This is a genomic window from Maribacter aquivivus (genome assembly GCF_900142175.1).
GTDB classification, from domain to species: Bacteria; Bacteroidota; Bacteroidia; order Flavobacteriales; family Flavobacteriaceae; genus Maribacter; species Maribacter aquivivus.
In genome coordinates, this window is record NZ_FQZX01000001.1 from 1256355 (window position 1) to 1278227 (window position 21873).

Below are 21873 nucleotides of genomic sequence, written 5' to 3' on the forward strand. Positions count from 1 at the left end.
AGATACCTTTTCTTAAAATTTGTACATTCGCTTATGTCCAAAATTATCTTTTTTTTAATAATCGTTACACTGGTTACTTCTTGTAAAGATGCAGTACAAGATAAATCAACTATCCGCGAAGTCCGTTGGGAAGAAACAACAGATAGCTTGCCTACTAAAATTCGTGTAGATGCTAAAGCTCAGACTATTTTAAAGGACTGGCTAGAGTATAATGCCTTAGAAAAGAGTTTTGATAAAATCTATACTTCTGAAAATATTGAAGATTTTCAGTTTTTGGTAGATGAATTAGTAGAGAATCAAAAACTAATGGAAGAGGGCGAGTATCCAGAAAAATTCAATATTCCACAAATAAAAGGCAGGCAGAAATTATTTAAAACCTATGTCTTAAAAACTAAGGGTGATTTGGAGTATATGCAAAACCCGAAGGAATCTATGAAACAAATGATAACTGCTTTTAATGATTTAAGAAATCAGTTTAATGTAGTAGTCAATAATACTTTGCCAGATGAATTACTTAAAAATGAAGAGAATTAGTTTAGTTAGATGCGTTGATTAATGCACAAATGAAGGTTTTTGAGTTTTAAGAATTTTAAAGGATGTTGAACGGCATATGAAAGAGGTACATTATTTATAACTGTACCAAATGATTTGCTCTTAAAAGAGCTTAATAATAAATCAACAAAAAAGGCGAATCTGTAAGATTCGCCTTTTTTGTTTCAATAACATTTCATGATTACTTTTTGTCTTCAGGAGCTTCTTTTCTAGAAGTCAAGGCTTGTTTGCTTAAACTAGCCAAGTTGAAATTAGGGTCAATTGCCAATGCCTCGTCTAAAGTAGCAATTGCTTGATCAATATTATTTTTATCCATACCATATAGTATAAGTGCTTTTACATGAATAAATGCAGCTTTTAAAGGAACTTCATAAGGTTGTTGGCGCTCATAAAATGCATATGTCATGTCATCTGTAGCATTTTTAATACCATATTCAACATGCTTCATTGCACCAACGTTATCGCCAGTTTGTACTTTTAAATCTGCCAATTCATAGGCAAGGTATGCATTTGGCTCTCTTGCATTTAATGCTTCAAACTGCTCTAAGGCTCTTTTTGGCTGATTCAATGCTTTTAATGAAACCGCTTTTACTTGAATTGCTAAATTAGAATCAGAATCTACTTTCTCTATTCCGATAATGTTTAGTGCCTGTAAATGTTGATTGTCATTTGCATAAATATATGCAAGTGTATCATTGCGTTGTTGAGATGGAGATAAGATATTTAAGTGTGTCAATGCATTGATTACACCATCAACATCACCTTGTAAACGCATTTGGTCATAAAATGCTTCGTAATGCTTTAATAATTCTGATTTAGTTTGTGAATATCCATAACTACCTGAGAATAATATTGCAGCTACTACTATTAAAACTGATTTTTTCATTTTTCTTGTTCTTTTTAAAGTGCGCTAAACTATTAAAATAATCTGTATGATCCTGTTAAGGAAAGGTTTAAATGTTAGAAATGAAAAAAGCGCCCTACAAGGCGCCTTTTTAAAACTTTACTAGTTTTTAAACTCTTAAGCTATTTCTAATCTGTTATTAGATTTTTTAAAAGAATTTAAAAGCTGTGTATAAAAGCCAATACTCTTATTGTCTTTTTCAACACATGAAATTAGAAACTTGCACAAGTTGTTAAATAACAAGTTTGTGTAAAACGTTGGTAAATAGGTATTTACCGTTTTTGGATCATATAGACTATCGTCTTCTATAACCTCCATTTTAATTCTATGGCGATGATAGTCTATGGTTACATTTGTTGCATTATAGTATTTTTTCAATAATGCAATATGTAGTTCTTCGTACTTTTTAGAACCGTTTGGGTTCTTGCAACTTAGGGAGATGAGCTTCTCTAATTCAACTAAAACCCTCTCCCGTAATTTATCTTTCTTCATAATATTATGGTTTTATATTGTTATACAAAGGTATGTCATACGTCGATAAGTAGTTGAAAACCAACAATATATTAACGCTGTTTTTAGGTATTTGTTGTGAAAGGGAAGCTAAGTGTGGTGAAGGGTTAGTTTATAGATGTAAGAAAGTTATAGTTATTAATAAGAAAAATACTACAAAATGATATTAATTTTTGATTTTTGCCAGTAGCAGAGTATTTTGGCGCTGGTATGCCTCTTTTAGCTGCTTGTAGCGTATAATATTCTTTTTTCGTTGGATGCTCAGGGTAAACAGCATTCAATACATCATTATAATGGTCGCATTCAATAACCCTTTTTATAATACCTATACAGTCATCTAAATGAATTAGGTTAACAGGTGCGTTACCACCACTAAGGTTTTCTCTACCGGATAACATTGTAACAGGGTGTCTATTTGGTCCAATTAATCCGCCAAATCTAATGATTGTTGTATTTAACTCTTTATCCTTTTTTAAAAGGTCTTCGCATTGTACTAATTGTATGCCAGATTCAGTGGTGGGTTCAGGTGCTGTTTTCTCGGTAACTGTACCTTCTGTATCACCATAAACTGCCGTGCTACTTGCAAATATGATATTTTTTACTGCCGATTTTTTAATAGCCTCATGCAGTAAGGTAATCTTTGCGATATAACTTTCTTTAGGACCTTTTCCTCTTAATTTCGGTGGAATATTTATAACAAGTACTGAAACCGAATTAAGAAATGCATCGATATCACCATTGATGTTATTTTCCGATAAAGCTATTTTAAACGGAGTGATGCCTTTCTCCCTTAAGATTGATAATTTCTCGTCAGAAGTAGAAGTTCCATTAACTGTATAGCCGCTAGAAATTAAACTTTCAGCTAAAGGCAATCCAAGCCATCCACAACCAATTACACCTATTTTCTTAATCAAATTTTACTTTTTGTATGGTTAGTATAGCATCGTTCAGTACAAATGGCATTGGTATTTGATTTTCTTTTCGCTTCGGTATCGAGAACAATCCATTTTCAAGCAAATCATTAGAAGCTTCATAAACTGTAAGTTCCAATTCTTGATTCTGCGGGACTTCTAGTATAATATCCGTATAATTTTTATCGCTTATATAATGGGTAATCAGCCTGCCGCTATTTCTATTTTTAAGAAAATGCTCAGAAAGTTCTATGCCGTTTACATCTGCCTTTACTATATCTACATCATTTATAAAAACTTCCAGCCGGTTTATAGGTCGATTAGGAGTAATACATAAATTAACTGTACGAATGTTATTTGCAATAGTGTCTAGTTGTACCTCAATAGTTGGTTTTGGTACATTCTTTAACGGAGCTTCATTTGTAAACGTAAAATTAGAACCGTATTTGCTGCTTATGGTTTTTTTAGAAAGAAGACTGTCTGCTACTTTTTTGGTGATGTATTGCGAAGTCCAGTCAGATGGTCGATGTTCGTAAGTTGCCCACTTTGCTTTATTCTCGTCGGTATCTAAAACATACAACAAACTAGTTGGTTTTGGTCTGTTGTTGGTAAAACCAGAATCCATATGTGCAGATGCCATAAAGCCAGCAAATAATAGGAAACTTAGAAATGCCAAAGCACCTTTTTTTCTGTATTTGGTAATTAATGGCAGTAATAAAAAGAATATTAATGTTGTCAATAGGGTAGTGGCAACAAGCATTTTAAGACCTAAGCCAACCGGGAACATTTTTACGAACGGTGCGAATATGAATATTGCAGGAATACCCAGAAATACCAATAAAAATGCATTCGGATTCTTTTGATTGATATGCACATAAAAGGCAACCAAAAAGCTATATACTGGTATAATAAAAAATGCAGCACCTTTTAAATACACAGCCACAAGACCGCAAATGATCATCCATATAATAAATGGAGCGACTAGTAAATTAGCTGTTTTAATCACCTTAAATTTATAGTAGGCATAAAAACAAGTGCCTAATGAAAATAGGGTGAAAGCAAATATATAGGCATGACCGTTATAGGTGAAACCATGTAGCATATCACTATAGGCTGGGTAAAGCCATTTTAAAAACTGCCAACTGAAGAACCCTACAACTCCATTAACGATCAAGGTGAAAAGCACGGGAATAAATCCTTTTAAAATATCTTTTCCATTCAGCACTTTTTTTCTGAATCCAGAGATTAATAGGATTATGAAAAAGATAATGGCAATGACTAGCATGGGTATGATCCAAGTAAATGGATGTGACACCATTTTAAAGAAGGGCACATTGAAATATACATTATCATCAAGGCTTTTTAAGTTGGTGATATCAGCATTGCTGAAATAGGTTAATAAAGGCATAAGGTAGCTACCTTGGTGAGCCAACGTATTTCTGTCTAATCTTTCATAATTATCTATTTGCGTGTGATAATCGAAATGGTCATCAATGAACGCAAAGTTGAAACCTTCTACATCCCCATCTTCTCTAAATACGGTTAGATCAGTGTCATTAGGTAACATTTTGTAAATACTATAGGCAAGTGAATTCGCTACAGGAAACTCAGGATTTGCTGTGATAAATTCAGAAATTAATTTGCTATTTCCCCTGTTGGTCTCCATCAACATATAACTTGGTCCGCCGCTACCACGAGCTTCAAAATTTAAAACCAAGCCAACATCTTTCAACCATTCATGTTTATCTACAAATAAATCGGCACCGTTAAGTCCTAACTCTTCAGCATCAGATATGAGAATTATAATGTCGTTTTTAGGTGTGTTATTAGTTTTTAAATAAGCCCGTACGCCTTCTAAAATTGTAGCGACACCACTACCTGCATCACTAGCACCTAATGATGAATGTGGGTTGCTATCATAATGACTTAATAATAATAGAGCTTTACCAGATTCACTCCCTTTAATACGCGCCAATACATTTTCGGCTTTACTTAAATTACCCCAATCGCCAGCGGTATAGCCTTCTTGTAAAGAAGTTTCTAAGCCTAATTTTTGAAGTTCTTTGGTAATATAATTGCGAACGGTAGTGTGTGCAGGAAACCCAACGCCATGCGGTTCTTTGGATATTTCTTTTACATGTAGCAAGGCTCTATCTGTAGAAAACTCAGTTTCTACGACCGTTTCGCCCTCATTATATTGTGGTAGTAGTACTCTAAAACTCCAATAAGTGGCAAGGATAATAAGAAGTAAAGTTAATACGGTTGGTGTTTTTCTCATGATTATGATATTCTTTTAAAAAGTCCTAAAATATTGAGTATAAATAGGTATACATCGAATATTATTAGTAAAATACGTTTTATTTGTTATCTTTAGTAATCAACCTCTAAATAAACTATCATGGGAATCAAAAGCTTTCAAGGTGTTCGAAAAGTATTTAAAAAGGAATTTGAAGCCCCAATACTGGTCGCTGATTATATGACTACTAAGTTAATCACTTTTTCGCCAGATGATTCAATTTTAGCTGTAATGGAGAAATTTGCCAAACATCATATCTCTGGTGGACCAGTTTTAGATAATAACGGATTTCTAGTAGGTATCATCTCTGAAGCCGATTGTATGAAACAGATTTCTGAAAGTCGCTATTTTAATCAGCCAATTTTAGATAAGAGTGTAGAGAATTTTATGACGAAGTCAGTAGAAACGATTCCTCATGATATTTCAATTTTTGATGCAGCTGGTATTTTTGCACAACACAATAGAAGAAGACTGCCAGTAATGAAAAACGGAATATTGGTAGGTCAAATAAGTAGAAAAGATATTGTTGTGGCCGCACTTAAATTAAGTGGTCATAATTGGAAATAGATGTTATTAAGTAAGAAGTAAGAAGTTAACTTATAAAAAAGTCTCCTTTTAGGAGACTTTTTTATAAGTGTTTAACAACCAACAACCAACTATTCCCTCTTTACAATCATATAAAAATCATTGTCTAATGGTAGGTAGCCTAAATCATATAGAAAGTAATATGTAGTACCTTTTTTTGTGGTGTATAGATTGGTGATAAAGTCAAAATCGAAACCCTTATCTATTAACCGCATACGCGTAGTTTTCGTTTTACCGTCTTTTAATTTATAACTATCAAGAATTCGGTAGTTTTTGCGAAGCTTATTATTGATGTTTCTAATAAGGTTTTTGCTGTCTGGGTTTACTTTATTGTTATATGTATTGCGGCAATAATCATTACAGAACTTTTTGTCGACTCTGCCCATGACTTCTTTTCCACATTCTAAACATTCCTTTTTCATCTATTGCCTGTGGTAATTAAAGGTGACTTCGTTCGATGATCCGTCTTCTTCACCAACCTCAACATACATGTTTATTTCTTTGTCAGATATGCGTTCAATAGTAAAATCATCAAAGTAATATTTACTCCCTTCTATTTTTACTAGCTTAAAATCTATGTTTTCATCCTTTTCTTCCCAACCGCTTAAATTAGTATCGAAGTGTTTAAGTTGTAGAATTAGCGTACCATCAATTTCAATAAGATGACCAAATTCATAAAAACTTACTTCCCCTTTGTCAAGTAATCGAAAAGAGAACATCATTGAACCATCTGCAGGCGGAGACCATATTTCCTCAGCAATTCCGCCAAAGGCTTCTCCTTTCCAATGTCCCGCAAGCCATTCTATATTGTTCAATGTTGCAGCCGGACTCATCATTCCTTCTTCAAAAGAAACTGTATTTTGTGCTTGTAGCAAACACATTGAGGAAAGTAAGAAAAGTAGAAGTAATTTCATGATCTAGTATTTGCAACAAGATACAAATTATACGTTTACAAACGGCTTCGCTTATTTCTCATAAAACTCTATGGGCAAGTCATCTGGGTCTGCAATGAAAGTAAATCGCTTGTTGGTAAATTCATCGATACGAATTGGTTCTGCAATTACATCGTATTTTTTGCAATGAGCAATTATCTTTTCTAAATTATCTACTTCAAATGCTACATGTCTTAATCCGCAAGACTCTGGTCTAGACGGTCTTTTTGGCGGATTTGGAAAAGAGAACAATTCAATGATATACTCACCTTTTAATGCCAAATCTAATTTGTAAGATTGTCGCTCTTCTCGATATACCTCTCGAATAATCTCTAAGTTTAAAACTTCAGTATAAAACTCTTTAGAAACCTCGTAGTTGGAGCAGATGATAGCGGTATGGTGTACTTTGTTCATTGGGTTTAATTTAAAACTTTTTTTCTAAAAGTATGTTGGCTATCAAATTTGTAAAACAAAAAAGGGTGGTTTACATATTTGTAAGCCACCCTTATATTATTGTAAAAAATATTCTTATAACTTATAAGTGATTCCGATTCTACCTCCACTTACAACGTTTCCACCACCAACTTGAAGGTTGATTGCAAAGTTGTCATCGAAGAAATAACGACCACCAACTTGTAAACCTATACCGAAATTATCACTGTCATAATCATTGAAAGTATTTCCGTTAAATTTAGTAGACCAGCTATAGTAAGATAAATTAGCACCTGCATACAAATCCCACTGACTTGGAATTTCAAATACTTCATTAAAGTGATAATTACCATTTCCTGTTATACCGAAGATATTGTGTTTAAACTCATTAATTCCGTTATTGTCGGAATAAGTTTGATAAGATAATTCGCCGCCCACAGAGATATTCGGTGCTACTCCATATTCTAAACCTGCGTAAATAGGAGTTCCCCATCCTGAAAAGCCAAATCCTGCATTTGCTTGTAATGCTCCTTCTTCTAAAGGTGATTGTGCGTACGTAAAGCCAATAGTAAATAAGGCTATTAATAAAGTGATTTTTTTCATGGTTAATGTTTTGACTAATAGTAAGTTAATAAATGTTGTTTTGATATTTAAGTGTAAATATGTGCGAAAGATAATTAATTATTATAAATGTTAATATTTATTAATTGTCTAATTATGTAAGTATAGGAATAAGCAAGAAAGTAGATTGCTATAACTTGCTCAATTATTAATTTCAGTCATTAAATCCAATCTCTTAAAACTATTTGAAAAATTGAAATATTGGTTTTGTGCTTTTAATTAATCAATTTTAAGTTTGAGCTATACTTTTTCCAAAGTTGGAAGAATCCAATAAGTAAGCCGATAATACCACCAAGATAACTGAAATTATGAACTGTTCCTGCTCTTAAAAATGCATATGGGTTGTTCATTTTTTGGAGCGAATTATCAATGATTTCTCCATAGCTAGGAAAATTAATGACTTCATAATATCTTTCTGGTTGCCATTGAATATAAGAAATAAAATATCCTATTATACCAAATGTAATAGCAATAATGCAAACTGTTCCTAATGCCTTAAATCTATCTTTTATTGTAAGAATATCATTCCATATCCATACTGTGCCTAGAATAATCCCAATAATTAGACCCATCCACCAAGTAGAATTCCAACCTACTATACCTGCCCCTAATCTTGCTGGTTGTGTAAAGTATTCAGGTAGATGATGTTGAATAAATTTAAAAAGGGTAAAGTACTCACTTGATATGGTATAAGTAATTTGATTGTGTATAATTCCATACAACCCAGAAATAACAATCGTTGAAACGATAAAGAGAAATAAATAAATAATTTTTTTTATCATCCTTAAACTCTAACTATTCCCGACCCTCATATAATTCAATTGCTCTCACATAATTAATTGCACCTTTCCTAGTCATATCATTCACAAAACCATCTAGGTTTGGGTGATTTACTTTTATCCAATTGACTAAAGAATCTTTCTCTTGATTCCATTCTTGCCAATTTACGCCAATGTAATCTAGCTCTTCAAGTTTTGTAATTTTACCTGATGCAAAAGAGACCTTAACATTTAATTTTAAAGGATTGTTTTTTAAAAACTCATTACGAATATTCTTTTGACTGATAGTTGCAATTACATTATCGTTTTCTTCAGTTAAATCAATTACTTCATATGATGGTTCAAAAATGGAATCCCATTTATAGAATTCATAAAAACTATCCTTGTCAAAAGGCGTTATAAAGTCTCCGGAAACTATGGTAATACTATCATGTATCACCCTTTTTAATTTATTGAAGTCGCCAGAGTCAAAAGCTTTGTAATATCTATTGACAGTCTTTTTGTGACTTAACTTTTTATTATCACAACTAGTTAGTACAACTATTAAGAATAGGATAAGAAATGCGTTTTTCATCTATGTTTCAGTTAATGGCCTTTACCATCTCTTTAATTTTTAGTGCTTTTTCAAAATGATCCAGTTTATGTTCTATAATCCACCATTGTGCAACTTCCATTAAAAGTTCTGGGTTGTCGTTCTTGTTTTTGAAAAAGGCATAGAATGAAAGTCCTACATTTTCCCCTTTTGCAGCAATTTTGGCATCACAGACTTCAATGATTTTTGATATTATTTCTTTGTTCATTTTTTATTCTAAAATCTTCAATTTGTATTTATGTAATAACCCTTCGAGCATATCTCTAGAAAAGATAGCGCCTTTGATTGTGTTGTTATCAGGGTCTATACTAAAATTTGTTGCGGTGCTAAAGTCTGCTTTTTGCAGATTAGTTCTCCCAAAAACGGTTCTTTCTAGGTTGCATTCATCAAATTTTGATTTACTTAAATCGCAATCTCCAAAATCAGCTTCTTCAAGTTTACAAGACGTAAATACTTGACTTGCTAACTTTAATTCTGTGAAGATTGCAAAACTTAAATTACAATCAAAAAAAGACAAATCCATCAAAAAGGCATTGCAGGTATTAAATGCTAGCCCGATAAGTTTACAGTGCGAAAATTTCACTTCTTTGAAAGTGGTATTTACAATATTGGCATTACTCAAATTACAATCTATAAACTCGCACTCTAAAAAAATTTGGTTGTCTAGATAACCTTTCGAAAAATCACATCCTTCAAAAATGCAATTTTCATATTCTGCTCTAGCTAATCTGGTAGCAGTGTAATTTCCCCCTTTAAAGGTTTTGTCTAGTATTAAGTTCTGCACAACCTGTTTTAGTTTTGTTTTTCAGATAGTATGATTGCCGGAATTTCTAAGCTTTGAAACAAAGCATTATAGGACTTCATTTCTGTATTTATGATTGCATCATGCTCTATTTTAAATGTATTCCACATTGCTAGTAGATCTTTTAATCTCTCTTTTGCACCAGCGGTAACCTTTGGTTCTGCAGTATCGATATAACCTCTTAGATTCAGTAATTGTGAATTCAGTTTATTTTCAAAATTAATCACATCTTGAAAGGTTTTCTGGTTAGGCTGAATTAGATTTTCTTGCCAATTTGTAATGCGTTTAGTCAAAGAATCGCCCTGTGTTAAAAGAGCTTCTGCTTTCGTGTTATCTACAAGTAATTTACCATATTGTTTTAATTGCGATTTAGCCGATTGCATATCGTTTACCGCATTGTGTATTTCTACGACAGTTGCTTCTATGGTTGTCATCATGTTTTGCTGCTTGGCATAATCTGCCATGCTAGCTTTCACTTTTGGGTGTGGTAAAATAGTTGCGGTAGTTTTTGTAGTTTGATCACCTAGAGTCAGTCTTAAAATGTAGTCTCCCGGACCAACAGTTGAACCGTTTAACCCTCCTAGTACAAAAACCTTGTCCACAGCAGGTAAAAGCTCTCTTTTAAAATCCCAAGTAAAACGGTTATATCCTTTTTTTGAAGCTAGAATAGCTGGCTTTGCCGGACCGCCTGGCCAAGATTTGAATTTCTTATCTTTTTGGTTGGTTATGGTTCTAATTACCTTACCATCTTTCAGTACTTCCAATTTTAATTCTGTACTGTCTTGTGTTTCGCTTAAATAATAATCGAAAGTTACTCCGCTTTTTGGATTGCTGCCCAAACCAGGAACTGGTTTTTCACTAGAACCTCCAACAAACAAATACGTGTCTTTTGGTTTAAAAATGTTTAGCTCTTGTTTTGGGGTAGTGCTATTCTGTATAGCAGCTAAGTCATCTAAAATCCAAAATGCACGACCAGCCGTTGCAGCAACCAAATCATTATCTTGAATAACTAAATCATTAATTGGAGTCAAGGGTAAATTTAATTGCAATGGCTGCCAATGCAAGCCATCATCTAAGGAAACAAATAAGTCAGTCTCTGTACCTGCGTAAAGTAGTCCTTTAATTTTTTTGTCTGCACGTACAACTCTAGTAAATGTATTATCGCCTGTTATGCCATTGGTGATTTTTGTCCAAGTGGTTCCGTAATCCGTTGTTTTGTAGATGTAGTTGGCAAAATCCATCGATTTGTAGCGCATTAGAACAATATATGCTGTCGCTGGGTCATGAGGAGAGACTTCAATACTGTTAATGATACCATCCTTGGCACCAGTGGGTGTAACATTCACCCAGTTTGCGCCACCGTCTTTTGTAACATGAACTAGTCCATCATCACTACCAGACCAAATAACACCCTCTTCATGTGGAGATTCTGTCAAGTAAGTTAGGGTGTTATATATTTCACCACCAGCAGCTTCATTTGTAAACGGACCACCGCCAAGACCGTGTTTGTCTTTTTCATCTCTTGTTAGATCCGGACTTATAACCGACCAGCTTTGACCTTCATCTGTTGATTTGAAAACAACATTACCACCATGATAAATTGTTTTTCTGTCATGTGGCGATGTAATAATCGGGGCATTCCAATTATAACGGTACTTTGCATTTTCTGGTGATATGCTCAAACCTAATTCAGGGTATTCTTTAATAGGTTTAGATTCTTTGGTATTTGCATCCCACTTATCAATATTACCTTGGTACGTTCCACCATATATTAATTCAGGATTATCTGGATCAAAGGCTAAAAATGCACTTTCGCCACCAGCAACGGCATACCAATCTTTCCAGTCGATACCACGATCATTTGTTCTAGAGGCAATCGCTACGGTAGAGTTATCTTGTTGACCACCGTATACATTATAGGGTACTAGATTATCTGTAATAACCCTGTAAAATTGTGCTGTGTTTTGATTCTCTTGAGTACTCCAACTTTTTCCGCCGTTGTTAGAAACATTTGATCCTCCATCATTAGAGTTAATCATACGTTGATTATTCAATGGGTCTATCCATAAATCGTGATTATCGCCATGTGGTGTTGGTAGGGAAGAAAATGATTTACCACCATCTATTGACTTGGTTACGGGTGCATTTAATACGTAAACAATATCTTCGTTTTGGGTGTCGGCAAAAATCTCCATGTAATACCAAGAACGTGTAATGTTAATGCGGTCTTTATTTATTAAAGTCCATTTTTTACCAGCATCATCAGAGCGGTATACGCCGCCTTTTTCTCCTTCAGCTTCTATTACAGCAAATACACGCTCTGGGTTAGCTCTGGAAACAGAAATACCTGTTTTACCCATTTCTTTAGGTAACCCTTCTTTTAACTGTTCCCAAGTTTCACCACTATCTGTCGATTTGTAAATACCTGAGTTCTTACCACCAGATTCCATCGTCCAAGGAAAACGTCTGTGTTGCCACATAGCTGCATATAAAATGGTAGGGTTGGTCATATCCATAGATAAAGCAGAAGCCCCGGTTATGGTATCAACGAACAGTACATTTTTCCAAGTATCACCACCATCTGTAGACTTATAGATTCCTCGTTGAGAAGAAGGTCCATATTGTGCTCCTTGGGCAGATACAAAAATGATATCAGGATTTTTAGGGTCAATAATTACATCAGAAATATGCCTTGTTTCATTAAGTCCCATATGCTTCCAGGTTTTACCTGCATCGGTAGATTTGTATACGCCGTCGCCCATAGAAGTCATTACACCACGGGCAGCATGTTCGCCCATCCCTGCAATTACAATGTTAGGGTTGCTTTCAGAAACGGAGATTGCACCTACAGTAGCTGTTTTTAAAAATCCGTCAGAAATATTTTTCCAGGTAATTCCGTCATCCGTAGTTTTCCAAATTCCTCCGCCTACAGTACCCATGTAGTACACCATTGGTTGACCTAGAACTCCAGTCGATGCCACGCTTCTTCCGCCCCTGAACGGACCAATATTTCGCCATTTTAATCCGGTGAAGAGCGAATCTTTTAATTGAATAGTTGGTTCGGTATTCTTGTTTTTTCTGCGTTGAGATTGCAAAGCTAAAGGTGCCAAAATAATAAGCACGAGCAGAAGTCTAATAGTTTTCATGGTGTGGTCTGATTTGTTGTTGAATAGGGAAGATAATAAAAGCCTTTGTAAAAAGATAGTGTATGAAATGAATTTGGTTATTCTAAGTTTATGGGCTTAATTTTTATGGTTTTAACCAATATTAATTTGCTAAAATGACGAATTTGTTTTAATGAACCAGCAGCTTCTTTTTTCGCTTTTATCTGGTTAAGTTAGAAGAAGTATGACACACCAAATTAGAGTTTTAAAGCAAGAAATAACGACAGAAAAATTAAAAGAATACTTCCCTAAAGGAAGTTTTAAAACATATCCCAAAGGTTATGCTATCAGTTATATTCATAAAAAAGTCGAGACTTTTAGATGGCTCTTAGAAGGTAGTGTCAACTACTATATTTCACTTGACAACCCTGATAGCGATATTCTTGTTTGCCAAAACTCAGAACCTTTTTCTACTATTGGTTTAAACGGATTTAATACGCCCAAGCGATTTACCTATAAAGCTACTGTTGCTTCACCAAAAGCGTCATTCTTTGAAATACCATTTCAAGAGCTTGAAGCTTATCTGAAAAAAGGACATCAGAATATTTTACTTAAAAATATTGGTGCAAAATTGTACCGTGTGCTGCATACGGCTTTAACCAAACAAACGGAATTGTTGAGTCCAGTACGGTTTCAACCCTTTGTTGAAGATAGACAATTTTTTATATCACCTGTTGCCGAGCAAGAAGAGATTGTTTCATTAATGAGACGCTCGCCTTTTCTAGATTATTTTGAAGAAAAGAACTTAATGGCGTTGGCTGCTTTGGCAGAACGACGAGAGTATGAGCCAGATGAAGTTTTGTATGTGCAAGATGGCTCTAGTAACGGATTGTTTATTCTTATACATGGGGAAGTTACGGTTAAGCGAATAGAAAATACCATAGAGATCAAACAACGCTCCATTAAAAATTCCGGATTTGTATTTGGGTGGTCATGCCTATTGAAGGAGAAAGATATTTGCTCTGCTATTACGAACACGAAGACCTCTGCTTATTTTATTCCTGAAGGCGATTTAATGAAATTGTTTCAGCTAGATGATGCTTTTGAAGGTCAGTTTTATCAGCGATTATTGTGGTTAATGGGCAACCAATTAAATGCTGCTTTTGTACGTTATGTTGGCTTGTTGGGTAAGCACAATCTGCAGGCCGTTTATCAATTGATCAAGAATAATAAATCGCGATTATTGTTGTCGTCACCGTTGCATCAAGTGCCTCATCTTCTAAAAAGTAACACTACCAAACAATTTGCTTATGATGCATTAACTAGCTTGGTAAAAAAAGGAACTGCGTTAGAACGGCATATTGCCTCATTAAGTTTAGAACTGCTGGGTGAAGATCAAAAAGAGCATGAGTTTATAAGCGGTTTACAGCAGATTTATGAGAATGTAGCAGAAAAGAACAGTAAAGATGCTACGCAAAATAGAAAGGTTTGCGCCGAGTTGACCATGAAGGTGTTTAAAAACGTGCCCTATATTATTGAAGGTTGGGAGAATTTGCCTAATGATACCGGTAATATTTTCATCTATAACCACTTAATCAATGACCCACATTATACCTTAAACAATAATTTTCAGATTACGCTAGATTCCCATTTTCTAAGTGCTATGGTCTTATATAAAAAATATCAAGAACCGGGTATAAGAACAGTTAGAATAGGGCAGGGACAAGAATACGGTCATCAGAATTATTATGACAACCTTGGTTATATTAATGTGTATACTAAAGAATCTGATGAAACTTCTAATAATAGAAAAGAAGAGGCAAGAAGTATATTTTACAGTGAAGCATCTAAACATTTAAAACAGAAATACAATTTAATTATAAGCCCTGAAGGCACTTCTTACAGAACAGACGAATCTCCCGGCCCTTTTAAAATGGGCGCTTTTAAATTGGCATTACATACTGAGCCAGAGCCTTATATAATACCTGTAGTCATGGTAAATTTTGACCATAGAATTGGCAAATCTTTATATTACTGTGCTATTAAAGAACCCTTTTTATTGAGTGAAAAAGTACCTTCTAAAAGTAATGAAGATTTATATGCGTTTATGGAGCAATACCAAGCGGAATATCAAGGCTATGTACAAGAAGCGATTGAAAGAGCTGAACAATTGAATGTGTCTAGCTCGGGTGCAGATAGTTTAGAGGAGCCACCTGCTATTTGGTGTAATGAGATCAAAAGGCTTAAAAGACGAGTAGCTAAATTACCGACCCAAGAGAATCTGATAGCTTTCTACGGAAGTTCTTCGGTGCGTTTGTGGGTGAACATGAAGCGAGATCTTAGTCCCTTCAATGTGGTGAATCTCGGTTTTGGCGGGTCTACATTTGCTTGGTGTATTCATTATTTCGATGAGATATTTACTGAAGCGAATCCGTCTAAAATAGTATTGTACGCTGGGGAGAATGATTTAAATAGTGGTAAAACTCCGCAAGAGGTACTTTCTGGTTGTATGGAGTTGGTGGGATTGATAACTAACAAATATCCCGATGCAGAATTGGCGTTAATTAGTTTAAAACCAAGTGTAGAGCGTGAAGCTTTAATTCCACTGATTATGGAGACAAATTTAATGTTGTCCAAATATTTCATCACAGAATTAAATGCGCAATACATCAATGTTTTTGCACAGATGATTACCACAGATAACAGACCGATACCAGAATTATACCTTTCTGACGGATTGCATTTAAACAAGCAAGGCTATGCACTGTGGAGTACTGCTATAAAGAAAGCACTACAAGCAGCGGATAGCCTTGAGCTTGAAAATCAATTATAATTATTTATTCGTCTTGCCCACCTTTACGTTGTGGTGTTCTTGGTGTTGGCCATTCTCCTTTTTCACCAGATCTAGGGTTAATACCTAATACTGCTTTTTCGCGCGATGTTTTCTCTGGATCTTCACAAGCCATATAGGTAAGTATAGCAGTTAGTATGGCATTGTTACGCACATCATCGAATACAATCTTGTCATAGGTGTCTAAATTGGTGTGCCATGTGTAATTCCAATAATCCCAACTAAGAGAGCTTAGAGAAAAAGCCGGAGCACCTGCTGCTACAAACGAGGCATAATCAGATCCACCACGACTAGGTGACCCAGGAAAGGTAGTTTCTATTTCATTTTTATACGTTTCAGGTACAGCTTCTAACCAACGCCCTAAGTAATCGTAGGCATGTAAAAATCCTTGTCCCGATAAACGAACAACGCGACCAGTTCCATTATCTTGATTAAAAACAGCTTGTACACCCGCTACAATTTCTGGATTATCTTGAACAAATGAACTAGAACCATTCAATCCCTGTTCCTCGCTTCCCCAATGACCAATTAAAATCGTTCGTTTAGGATTCGGATATACCTTTTTAAGAATACGAGCAGCTTCTAACATGGTAATTGTTCCTGTACCGTTATCCGTTGCACCGGTACCACCATCCCATGAATCGAAATGAGCAGAAAGAATAACATACTCATCTGGGAATTCTGTGCCAGGTATGGTTGCAATAGTATTAAAAGTAGGTACTACACCTAAATCTTTAGATTCCGCCACTATTTTAATTTTAGTGTCTGCACCATGTTCTACCATTCTGTAAAGCATACCGTAGTCTTCTAAAGAAATATCTACAGCAGGAATTTTATCTGTACCTGCGCTGAAAATTTTGTTAGCTCCAAAGCCTTCAGACCATCTGGATTGTGCAATACCAACTGCGCCTGCTCTTTCAAATGCAGAATTGATATTTCTACTCGTATATCCTGTATTATTAATATTTTGTCTCCATATTTTTTCAATAGAATCGCGCTCCGCTTTCATTTTCTCGAAGGATGCTTCTGTCGCGTATTCTTCCCAGTTTTCATCAGGTCTACCTGTGGGTTGTAACATGCTAATCATTACTATTTTTCCTTTCACACTAGGAAGCCACTTTACAAATGATAATGAGTCTTTGAAACTAGGTAATGTAATTAAAGATGCGGTAACACCTTTAGTGCTTGTACCTGGGTTCCATGCCAATTGTGTAGCGTGAAGTGATGCTACTCGTGGCGATACCATATCTACATGTGTAACACCTCTTTGCCAACCTTTCCAAGTACCCCATTGTTGGTTTTCAGCAGAAATACCCCATTTTTTATAGGTATTTATTGCCCAATCATGTGCGCTTTTCATTTCTGGAGTGCCTACCAAACGTGGACCGTTGAGGTCCATTAATTCGTAAGCTAATTGCTCTAGTTGAGAGTTTTCAATACCTTCTTTTTCAATGGCATTTACAATGTCTTCGGTGGATTGAGAAAATCCGAAAGTGGCACATAACAAGTATGCACCAAAGAGTAGTCCTTTTTTCATGTTCAAGATAGTTTGTTAGTTGAACTAAGGTACTAATTTAAGGTCTTAAGAAGGATATTAAAATTTAATGGATTTCTGTAAGAATTCAAAAAGTCTTTTTTTAATCAGATACTTCCACCCCGCTACACCACTTTCTCTTTTAAACTCGGGGATGTCTGTTGGAAATTCTTTTAAAACTTCACTTGTAACTGTAAGTATTGTCCGGTGTTCTTCTTTTGAGAGCCTAAATGTAGAAATGCTCTCGCCAGGGTATTCGTCAAAAGTCCAACGATAACTAATTTTTGATTGAGGAATTACTTCCGTTACTTTCCAATTATGCGTAAAATTTCGCCCTTCGTTCATAATCAGAAAGCTTGTTTGAAAAGAGACTTCCGGTTTAAAATCAGTAATCACATCAAAATACCATAGCCGCATTTGTTTCACATTCGTTAATGCCTCCCATACCTGTTCTAAGGAAGCATTAAAAAGGTGCGTAACAATTATGGGTTCATTGTCTTTCATAAATGGTTATTTCAGTTTCTTGTCTAATGCCAATATGGTTTGCAAAAGTACATTGGCGCCATTTACCATGTCAACTGCAGAGGTAAATTCTTTAGGAGAATGACTAATGCCATTTTTACTGGGAACGAATATCATTCCCGTTGGGGCAATAAGTGCCATGTCTTGGGCATCATGACCAGCGCCACTTGGCATCGATTTGTAACTCAATTCAAGAGATTGAACACTTTTTTCAATTTCAGATTGTATGGTCAAATCCATAATTGCGGGGTCTGCTGTAGTATCTAGTTTGTTAAAAGTGATATCTACGCCAGATTCCTTGCTAATTTCTTCCGCTCTTTTTTTGATTGCAGTATATACCTTTTCAATAACCTCAGAAGACAAATCTCTAATTTCAAGACTCGTAACAACATGACCAGGTATTACATTAGGTGCGCCTGGTTCTGACTTTATTCTACCTACTGTAGCAACTTGGGTGCCATCGAAACTTGTGGCAACTTCGTTGACCGCAATGATAAATTTTGAGGCTGCTAATAATGCATCTTTTCTTGCATTCATTGGTGTTGTACCTGCATGGTTAGCAAAACCGTTAAATTCTACATCCCACCATTTTAATCCCACAATACCTTTTACTATTCCAATCTCTAAATTTTCTTTTTCAAGAGTGCCTCCTTGTTCAATGTGTAGTTCTAAAAAAGCAGCGACTTCTCCTTTTTTACGAGCAACTTCTGCAAGTCTGGTGGTGTCTCCACCTAATCTCATCATACCTTCACCAATGCTGTATCCTGTAGAATTTTTAACAGCAAAAGCACTTTCTTTCAAATGCCCGGCAATCGCTCTGCTACCTACAACACCACCTTCTTCATTAGAGAAGATTATAATTTCTAATGGGTGTTTTGTTTTAACGTTGTTTTCATTTAGCACCTTAAGAATTTCTAAAGAGGCCATACTACCAACACAGCCGTCATAATTACCCCCATGCGGAACGCGATCAATATGTGAACCAAATGAAATCGGTTTCATATTTGGTTTTGTGCCTTTTCGTATCCCAATTACATTACCGGCAAAATCAATATGGGTTTCAATATCCATGGCTTTTAATTGCTCAATAACCCATTGCTGGGCAGCAACATCGGCATCACTAAAAGCAACACGTTCGGTTTCTCCATTTTCTTGTATGCCAAACTGGGCAAGATCCTTAATGCGTTTTTCTAATCGCTCTTGATTCACCGACATTTGAGCAATACCTAATAATGGGCTAACAATTAAAAGTATAGCGATTATATTCTTATATTTTTTCATGTTTCTCTGTGCTAAAGTGTTTGTATTATTCTGCAAATATTCCAAAAATAGTTGAGCTAGAATTATAAACTATTGATTAACCTTTCCATTCTATTTTTCTGTGCAATCCATCGCAAAATGGTTTGTTTTCTGAAACACCACAATGACAAAATCCTGTAGTACCTTCTTTTGTGACAATTTCGCCAGAGGCTAATTGAATCTACATATTTTAAAGGTTTTAAGGTAATCAAAAAATGCCTGTTTTGAGAGTTATGGCAATAGCGAATTATTAAATAATTGTTTTGATTTTTTATATGGTAGTTTATAAACCCAATTTTATAATACGAATCGAGGTTGTATATTTATTGCCATAGTCAGTGATGAAAATTAAAATTTGAAATAGCATATATTAATGAAGAAGGAATTAAATATTGAGGAATGGAATAGGGCAGGTCATTTTAAGTTTTTTTCACAGTTCAGCGAACCTTTTCATGGGGTAACCGTAAAAGTGAATTGTTCTAAAGCCTATGATTATGCGAAACAATCTGGCAACTCATTTTTCTTGATTTATTTACATAGAACTTTAAAGGCTGCCAATGCCATAACTCCGTTTAAATATCGAATTGAAGATGGTAAGGTTTTCAAGTATGATCAGGTGCATGCATCGCCAACCATTGGTAGAGATAACGGAACATTTGGTTTTTCTTATATTGAATATGAGGAGTCATTTAATGAATTTAGAGACGCTGCCAATAAAGTGATTGAAGAGGTTAAAAAGTCAACGGGACTAGAATTGCCCACTTGCGGTATCAACGTATTACATTGTTCTAGCATGCCATGGCTAGATTTTACTTCGGTTTCTCATGCACGACATTTTGAATTTGCAGATAGCTGCCCCAAGATCTCTTTTGGTAAAATGACGGGTGAAGGTGAGCATAGGTCTATGCCGGTATCAATACATGTGCACCATGCTTTAATGGATGGTTATGAGGTTGGTTTGTTCGTTGCCGAGTTTCAAAGGCTTATGTCTTTAGATGGTGAAGCTTAATTTTTGGTCAAGTGATTAGAGTTATTGACTTAAAGTTTTAAATGTTAGAATAATCTCTGTACCCTTATTGATTTCACTTTTACATATGATTTCACCATCGTTCATTTCTACAAAATCTTTAGTGATCATTAAGCCAAAACCAGTACCTTTTTCACCATTGGTGCCTTCGCGAACTGTAGTTTGATTATTGTTTTCTGACTGATTATGCCAATCAGTATTCATTCCCAATCCAAAATCTTTGACCCTTATTTCAACACTATCAGAAGTGCATTGAGATGATAATATTACTTTTTGACCTCTCTTACTAAACTTAATAGCATTAGAAATTAAATTGCGAAGCATTACTTTTAGCATGTTTTCATCAATAACGAGTTCTTGACAAGAAATGTCTAGCTCTATTTCTATGGCTTTATCATCTGCCATTCTTTGAAATTCGTTTTTTATTGAATTAAAAAGAGTTTCTAAATTGCATAGTTTTTTGTCTAAAGTGACGCCTTCTAATTGTTTGTATGACCAATCAAGTAATACATTAACCATAGAAATTCTATCAGTTACTTCATTCTTTAATTTTTTGGTAATCTCTTTTAGCTCACTTTCGTCTAACTGACTTTCTATCATTTCAATAATCGTACTTACATTATTAAGCGGTCCTCTAACATCATGGGTAAGTAGTGAAAATAATTTGTTCTTAAGTTTATTTACTTTTTCAAGTTCCTCATTTTGTTTTTCTAAATCTTCTTTTGCTATTTGTAAATGTTTGGTCTGTTTTTCAACTTCGGTTGCAAGTTTATCGTTGGCTTCAACCTGCATATTAATATTATGGTCTTCAATAGATTTAAACTTATAACTAACTAAAATGGAGAACAAAATTAATTGTAATGTCACTAACACTGAGGTAATTAATATGACACCATCGGTTTCTACTTGATAATAATTTTTTGAAAACCAGGCTGCTATATAAAGAATTGAACCGAAAAGATACGGGGTGTATGAGTACAAATAATACTTGTTGAATTTTTCAGTGTTATATAATCGAAATCCTGAAAATAAACAAAGTAGGGTAGTGGATAATGCTGTCATTGCAGCTACCATTATTGTAATATTACGTATCCATTCAAGCTTTATTATAAAATGATTTAATATGTATACTACAGGTAGACTTACTAAAATTATGATAAACACTTTATAAATTGAAGACAGTGTTCGGTGGTTAATTGGAGATATGTTTAAATAGCTCTTTGTGAACATTAATAGTCCAAAAGTGGAAATGACTGCCGTGATTGGGGATACATTGTAAGCCATTAACTTTGCTTGTTCACTAAACGAACCTTCATAAATAAAAATGAGGCTATAATGTAGCGTCAAACCAATGATTAGAATAAAATAGTATAGTAAGATTTTGTGTCTTAGGACTATATAAGATAACAAGTGATAAATACCAAAAACGCCGTAAATTGACGTGAATAGTATAGTAGTAAATTGCTTGTAGTTCAAAATATCCATACTAAAGCTTACAGGTGTTTATGATATAGAGATTGGTTTAAATATCTCTGAACTTATAAGTTAGAGTTTTTTCTTGAGAAAGCGTAAAGGTATTTTAAGCTTCGTCCAAAATATTAGATGTTAGATTTAATTTTT

General features: G+C 34.7%; 22 protein-coding genes. 4 read left to right on the forward strand and 18 right to left on the reverse strand.

What is annotated here, in order from left to right; all coding sequences use genetic code 11:
• Nucleotides 1-33 precede the first annotated feature (33 nt).
• Nucleotides 34-534: a hypothetical protein gene (locus tag BUC31_RS05335; RefSeq protein ID WP_073241932.1), complete on the forward strand. Its 501-nt coding sequence runs from the start codon at nt 34-36 to the stop codon at nt 532-534.
• A gap of 199 nt (nt 535-733) precedes the next feature.
• Here the strand turns inward: BUC31_RS05335 and BUC31_RS05340 are convergent, their stop codons facing one another.
• From BUC31_RS05340 to BUC31_RS05355, 4 genes are all read right to left on the reverse strand, one after another.
• Nucleotides 734-1438 (reverse strand): tetratricopeptide repeat protein, encoded by a 705-nt coding sequence (locus BUC31_RS05340; RefSeq protein ID WP_073241933.1) that lies wholly within the window; start codon nt 1436-1438, stop codon nt 734-736.
• 135 nt (nt 1439-1573) lie between these two features.
• The gene (locus tag BUC31_RS05345) at nt 1574-1948 is read right to left on the reverse strand and encodes a hypothetical protein (protein ID WP_073241934.1); all 375 of its coding nucleotides are present in this window, start codon (nt 1946-1948) and stop codon (nt 1574-1576) included.
• Between the two features lie 125 nt (nt 1949-2073).
• Nucleotides 2074-2880 carry an SDR family oxidoreductase gene (locus tag BUC31_RS05350; RefSeq protein WP_084134947.1) on the reverse strand — a complete coding sequence of 269 codons (807 nt, stop codon included), beginning with the start codon at nt 2878-2880 and terminating at the stop codon, nt 2074-2076.
• A complete protein-coding gene (locus BUC31_RS05355; RefSeq protein WP_073241935.1) occupies nt 2873-5155 on the reverse strand; it encodes a M28 family peptidase in 2283 nt (760 codons plus the stop codon). The genes BUC31_RS05350 and BUC31_RS05355 overlap by 8 nt, the downstream gene beginning before the upstream one ends.
• A 120-nt stretch (nt 5156-5275) precedes the next feature.
• Here BUC31_RS05355 and BUC31_RS05360 point away from each other — a divergent pair, with 120 nt between their 5' ends.
• Nucleotides 5276-5740, forward strand: coding sequence for a CBS domain-containing protein (locus BUC31_RS05360; protein WP_036151428.1), 465 nt, complete (start codon nt 5276-5278; stop codon nt 5738-5740).
• An 89-nt stretch (nt 5741-5829) separates the two neighbouring features.
• On the opposite strand, the gene BUC31_RS05365 is transcribed toward BUC31_RS05360, so the two are convergent.
• The 9 genes from BUC31_RS05365 to BUC31_RS05405 all read right to left on the reverse strand — a co-directional run bounded on the left by BUC31_RS05365 (nt 5830) and on the right by BUC31_RS05405 (nt 13062).
• Complete coding sequence (locus tag BUC31_RS05365; RefSeq protein ID WP_073241936.1) at nt 5830-6180, reverse strand: hypothetical protein; 351 nt, start codon at nt 6178-6180, stop codon at nt 5830-5832.
• Nucleotides 6181-6672, reverse strand: a complete 492-nt coding sequence (locus BUC31_RS05370; RefSeq protein WP_073241937.1) for a DUF6265 family protein — start codon at nt 6670-6672, stop codon at nt 6181-6183.
• Between the two features lie 51 nt (nt 6673-6723).
• The gene (gloA2, locus tag BUC31_RS05375; protein ID WP_073241938.1) at nt 6724-7104 is read right to left on the reverse strand and encodes an SMU1112c/YaeR family gloxylase I-like metalloprotein; all 381 of its coding nucleotides are present in this window, start codon (nt 7102-7104) and stop codon (nt 6724-6726) included.
• 114 nt (nt 7105-7218) lie between these two features.
• The gene (locus BUC31_RS05380) at nt 7219-7725 is read right to left on the reverse strand and encodes an outer membrane beta-barrel protein (protein WP_073241939.1); all 507 of its coding nucleotides are present in this window, start codon (nt 7723-7725) and stop codon (nt 7219-7221) included.
• Between the two features lie 233 nt (nt 7726-7958).
• Entirely contained in the window at nt 7959-8525 is a 567-nt protein-coding gene (locus BUC31_RS05385; protein WP_073241940.1) for a hypothetical protein, read from the reverse strand.
• 13 nt (nt 8526-8538) lie between these two features.
• Nucleotides 8539-9096, reverse strand: coding sequence for a nuclear transport factor 2-like protein (locus BUC31_RS05390; RefSeq protein ID WP_073241941.1), 558 nt, complete (start codon nt 9094-9096; stop codon nt 8539-8541).
• Between the two features lie 7 nt (nt 9097-9103).
• A complete protein-coding gene (locus BUC31_RS05395; protein WP_073241942.1) occupies nt 9104-9322 on the reverse strand; it encodes a DUF6500 family protein in 219 nt (72 codons plus the stop codon).
• 3 nt (nt 9323-9325) lie between these two features.
• The gene (locus tag BUC31_RS05400; RefSeq protein ID WP_073241943.1) at nt 9326-9898 is read right to left on the reverse strand and encodes a pentapeptide repeat-containing protein; all 573 of its coding nucleotides are present in this window, start codon (nt 9896-9898) and stop codon (nt 9326-9328) included.
• 8 nt (nt 9899-9906) lie between these two features.
• Nucleotides 9907-13062 (reverse strand): WD40/YVTN/BNR-like repeat-containing protein, encoded by a 3156-nt coding sequence (locus BUC31_RS05405; RefSeq protein WP_073241944.1) that lies wholly within the window; start codon nt 13060-13062, stop codon nt 9907-9909.
• 202 nt (nt 13063-13264) lie between these two features.
• Here BUC31_RS05405 and BUC31_RS05410 point away from each other — a divergent pair, with 202 nt between their 5' ends.
• Complete coding sequence (locus BUC31_RS05410) at nt 13265-15853, forward strand: cyclic nucleotide-binding domain-containing protein (protein ID WP_073241945.1); 2589 nt, start codon at nt 13265-13267, stop codon at nt 15851-15853.
• 4 nt (nt 15854-15857) lie between these two features.
• Here BUC31_RS05410 and BUC31_RS05415 read toward each other — a convergent pair whose 3' ends face one another.
• From BUC31_RS05415 to BUC31_RS05430, 4 genes are all read right to left on the reverse strand, one after another.
• Nucleotides 15858-17408 (reverse strand): M20/M25/M40 family metallo-hydrolase, encoded by a 1551-nt coding sequence (locus tag BUC31_RS05415; protein ID WP_073241946.1) that lies wholly within the window; start codon nt 17406-17408, stop codon nt 15858-15860.
• Between the two features lie 57 nt (nt 17409-17465).
• On the reverse strand, nt 17466-17909 hold the full coding sequence (locus tag BUC31_RS05420) for an SRPBCC family protein (protein ID WP_073241947.1): 444 nt from the start codon (nt 17907-17909) through the stop codon (nt 17466-17468).
• A 6-nt stretch (nt 17910-17915) separates the two neighbouring features.
• On the reverse strand, nt 17916-19208 hold the full coding sequence (locus BUC31_RS05425) for a Zn-dependent hydrolase (protein ID WP_073241948.1): 1293 nt from the start codon (nt 19206-19208) through the stop codon (nt 17916-17918).
• A 76-nt stretch (nt 19209-19284) separates the two neighbouring features.
• Nucleotides 19285-19407 carry a CDGSH iron-sulfur domain-containing protein gene (locus BUC31_RS05430; protein WP_084134999.1) on the reverse strand — a complete coding sequence of 41 codons (123 nt, stop codon included), beginning with the start codon at nt 19405-19407 and terminating at the stop codon, nt 19285-19287.
• Nucleotides 19408-19599: 192 nt separating this feature from the next.
• On the opposite strand from BUC31_RS05430, the gene BUC31_RS05435 reads away from it, so the two are divergent.
• Complete coding sequence (locus tag BUC31_RS05435) at nt 19600-20235, forward strand: chloramphenicol acetyltransferase (RefSeq protein WP_073241950.1); 636 nt, start codon at nt 19600-19602, stop codon at nt 20233-20235.
• Between the two features lie 21 nt (nt 20236-20256).
• Here the strand turns inward: BUC31_RS05435 and BUC31_RS05440 are convergent, their stop codons facing one another.
• Complete coding sequence (locus BUC31_RS05440) at nt 20257-21738, reverse strand: sensor histidine kinase (RefSeq protein WP_073241952.1); 1482 nt, start codon at nt 21736-21738, stop codon at nt 20257-20259.
• Nucleotides 21739-21873 lie beyond the last annotated feature (135 nt).